We start from the raw sequence: 4,475 nt of genomic DNA on the forward strand, positions 1-4,475 counted from the left end.
TCGACCGATAACACGACCCTGTCCCGTGCGTCGAAGAACTGGGCCGTCGTCTTCGGCGTCTGCCCGGCAAGCTGGCCGGTCTTCGTGACGACATAGCGGCAATAGCCGTTGAAGGCTTGTTCGATGCTCGTGGGGAAGCCAAGGGTGGACGGGTTCGCGATCGTATAGGTCGTCGTCGTCTTCAGCGTTTCGCTACCGGTCTGAACCGACGAAACGTTGTAGATCGGAGTCGTCCACTTGTAGTTCACCGCCGACGTCAGAGCCTGTTCCGGACGACCGAGATCGTCGTAGGTATTCGTCACTTCATGGCTTTGAGGATCGACGGTTTTCTTCACAAGGCCGTCGCCGAAGTACGACGACGTCGACACCGAGCCATGCGTCGTCGTCGTCAGCGGCAGGATGTTCTGCACCAGCGGGCCGTAGTTCCAGCGCTGTTCCTTGACGAGGTCGTCGTAGGTAAGGACGGACAAAGCCTTGGCATGACGTGATTCCATCGTAAGCGATCCATATGCCAGTGTCGGATACGCCGTCGTGGCCCGGTCATCGATCTTGGCCAGGCTGACGACGGAGCGCGTCGTACCGGCATCGGTGTGCTTGAAGGCGAGCGTGAAATCGCGTTCCGCGCTCTGACCCCAGGTGCGGAAGCTGCCGCCGAGATCCATCCAGACTCGGCTGAATTCGACGGTGCCGAGTGAGCCTTCATCCACTTCGATCTTCACGTGGATCTTGAACGGATCGGCCGTCGACAACGCGCTGTTGTACTTGATGCTGTTGATGATGGAGGCGAGGTCGATATCGACGTCGGCGTTGCTGCTGACGAGACCCGCGAACTGATTCGTCGGCACGGTCGTGATATCCGGCACGGGATAGCAGTTCAGGATGTAGTTCCTGCCGACCGTCGTTACTCCGGTAGCCGTGACCGTCACGGTGAAGGCCACGCACGACCCCGTCACCTTGGCGATGGATGCCTTGATCGAAGCGCTCGATACGGTGAGATGATCCCAACGATTGAAGACGAAGTCCGCATCATACGCTGCATTGACGGCCTGATAGTAGTAGACCTTCGTCTCCGTAGTCGACGGCAGGGGTTGACGGATGTACTGCATCTCGTCTCCACCTTTGCCGTCATCGCCATGATCCATGCGGCCCATCATCGGCGTCGACTGTGAGCAGGGACATGGTGGACGCTGCTCGGCAAGGCGTCGGCCGATCGTCATCTGAGGCCAGTACTGATACGACATCGCGTTATCGACACCGGCAGCACAGTCTCCGATGCACGTCACTTCACGCGATGGTGAACCGGCCATCGCGGCATAACCGTTGGCCTCGTAGGTCCGGACGTTATCCAGTACATCATAGGCGTGCCAGTCGTACGTCGTAGGTGGCACCGTCGGGAAGTCGCCGGGAAGCCATGCGTACTGCAGGCGTCCGATACCATCGTAGCGGAAGCGCGAGAGGAAGCCGTTCTCGTCGATCACGTCCTGCGGAAGACCGTAGTGCGTATACGTCTGGAAGGACGCGAGCGACTTCGTCTGCAGCGAGCCCCCGCCGGTGAGATACTTGCGCACGCGGCGTTCGGTGACCGACGGCTTTTCGTACATCGCCGTACCGAGGCTACGCAGAGAGATGTTGGTCGGCGTCCCGGCACCGACGTGATCGTTGTACAGGATCTTCGCCGAGACGATGCCGGTATTCGATACGCCAAGTGCCGACGGCCATGAGTTGTCGAGTGGCTGATAGTTGAACTTCGTGATAGCACCAATACCGTCCGTCACCGATTCCGGTAGCGCTCCGTCGCCGATCGTCCAACTATCCGACGGAGCGTAGGCCACCGTCGTCGTGATGGCGTTCGTCAGGCCCGCGCCATAGACCCGCTGTACCGTCTGCTTTCCATAAGAAAGGTTAGGACGCTCACCCGTACCCACGGTCCGGTGACTCGTCACATCATAGTCCGTTTCGACCCGCTTCAGGATGGCATTGCCATTGTTCGGGTCCTGCAGTTCGACGGCCTTCGTCAGATTGAAGAGGGGCGGCGTGGTGAAGATCGTCGTGAGCGGCGTAGGCCAGAGTACGATCCATGGAGAGTCGTCGTTGGTCATGTTCCATTCTTCCGTAGCACGTTCCTGCGTCCAGGCCGGATTCCGTGTACTGACGTAGTTCAGGAAGGCGGCATAGCTCGCATGCTTGTCCCAGTAGCGGATGAGGACCGTATCCACACGACGTGCCACATGCTGGAATTCGGTCACCGTCTTCAGGTCCTGCGTCCACGCCCCGCTCTTCCATACCTTCAGAAGCTCCGTCTTCTTCTCCAGGGCATGACCGAACATCTTCACGACATCATTGTGAACGTCACCAGTACTCACCGAGCATCCTCCGATATAGGGAAGAATCGGTGTGGTGCCGACCGTGTAGGTGAATTCCTGACGCGTACGCGGGAGCGTCGTGGCGCCGACGATCGTCGTCTTCTCGACGCTGCCGGGCAGTCGGATGTTCGAGTGGGGACCCGACACCCATGCGGGTACTTCGATGTAGCCCGTGATCGTCCGCTCGATGATGCCTTCGGCTTCCATCTCGTGCGTCGTTACGTCCGAATGCGACACCTTCGGCCAGCCCGCGCTCGCACGGCCAAGACTGATGACTTCCGTCGTCATGCGCTCGATCCTGGTACGCGCACCGACGACGTCCGTATAGGTAACGCCCGACTTGAAACTCCGCTTGGCGGGATCCGTCGGCTCATGAACGTTGACGACGTAGCTCTCCGTCGTCAGGTGCGTATTGGTCTCGACGTCGTACTTCTTGAGGTCCTGGACGATCTGACTCAGCGTTCCGTTGACGATGTCCATTTCCGTTCCGGGTGCGGGAATGGGACTGGCGAGAACCTGTGTCGTCGTCGCCGGCTCGTGGGCCCACGTCAAACCGTACTTCACGTCCAGTTCCTTCACTTCTCTCATGCGCTTCGACTTCAGCGTCAGGACGGCACAGGAAACGTCCACGTTCGGACAGGCACCGTAGTTGCCGTTGATCTTCTTGAAGGGGTACTCGCTCTTCTGGATCTCCCTCGTCGTTTCATCGTATCCGAACGTCGTCGTCCTGCCCACGGGATCGATGATACGGGTCACGAGACCGGTCCAGCTCACGTATTGCGACGGATCGATCCACAGTCCTTCGTTCACAAGCGGCGGTGCACATTTGAGGTTCTTGACCCATGACTCTACCTTGCCGCCGTAGATGGCATCGTTGAACTCGATCACCGTCCGCTTGCCGATGGCGTCGATCGTGAGATCGTTCAGTCCCCACGTCAGCGTATGGCTGTCGAAGCCCTTCAACCTGGCATGGCCGCGTTGACGGAGCTGGTTGGTGGCCACATACGACGTACCACCGATGATGTGCGAGTCGTAATCGAAGTCGACAAGATTGGTGTTGTTGTGGAGGATGGAGACGAGATAGAAGATCGTCGGTCCCGCCGTTTCACCACCGGCATGACCCGAGACGGCGTCGACGACTTCGATGTTGTCCTGATATGGTTCGATACCATACGGTGTCGTCCACTCGCGGAAGACGTAGGTCAGGCCATCGCCAGGATAGTATTCCACGCGACGCGGCAGGCGGTCGGCAGGAATGTTGGCCTCCGATGCATAACGCATGATGAGCTCCGCACGCACTGCCGGACTCAGCAGACCGACATCCGTCGTTACGATGGCATAGGCGCTCGAGTTGGCGCTGGCGCTGATGTAGGTACCCGTCACGCGTGCCGCGATCGTCGGCGAGCCAACATCACAGGTCTGATTCTCCACATGGTAGAGCTCCATCACGGAGCCGTCTTCACGCAGGAGGCGGATGACGTCGACGTACGCACTCTGTCCCGATGGAAGCCTCGAGATGTCGTTCATCCGGTTGCAGTAATCGTAACCATCGAGCATCCAGATAACATCCTCGTCGACGAACGCGGCACTCGTATACGATCCCATATTCGTTCGCATCTCCGGCGCCAGGAGGGGGCGCTTGGTCGATGTCAGCGCCTGGACAGCGAAGCCGTTCACACCGAGAATCCATGCCGGACGGTTCTGTTTCATCTGCTCCCATGTGTTCGACGTACCATTGTACGCCCGGAAACTCGTATAGGATGCATTCTGGTTGTAGTTCAGCGAAAACGTGACGGGGAAGCCCTGGGCCGAGTATGACGACAGATCGTAGCGGTACTGGAGATTACCGTTCGTCTTCGACACCATGATCTTGCCGTCGGCATTGATGGCCTTGTCCTTCTGATACCCACGGTTGTCGTACAGGTCGGATGCCTTCTCCATCTCCGTCATGAACGTTGAGCTTGGCGATACCGTTTGTGCTGCAATTCCTGACGGCAACATCAAGGATACCAGGCCAACGAAGGCCATTGCGAGAATCGTCGTCATGCGCTGGATGTTCTTCATCGTATGCTCCGCACCGTCGTCGTGCTTGTCGTCGTCGTGAATAGTCGT

The 4,475-nt window shown here is 58.6% G+C and carries 1 pseudogene; it reads right to left on the reverse strand.

Annotated elements, in window-relative coordinates:
• Positions 1–4,475: pseudogene (locus BGO89_05895) on the reverse strand (hypothetical protein).

The organism is Candidatus Kapaibacterium thiocyanatum (genome assembly GCA_001899175.1).
GTDB lineage: Bacteria > Bacteroidota > Ignavibacteria > Kapaibacteriales > Kapaibacteriaceae > Kapaibacterium > Kapaibacterium thiocyanatum.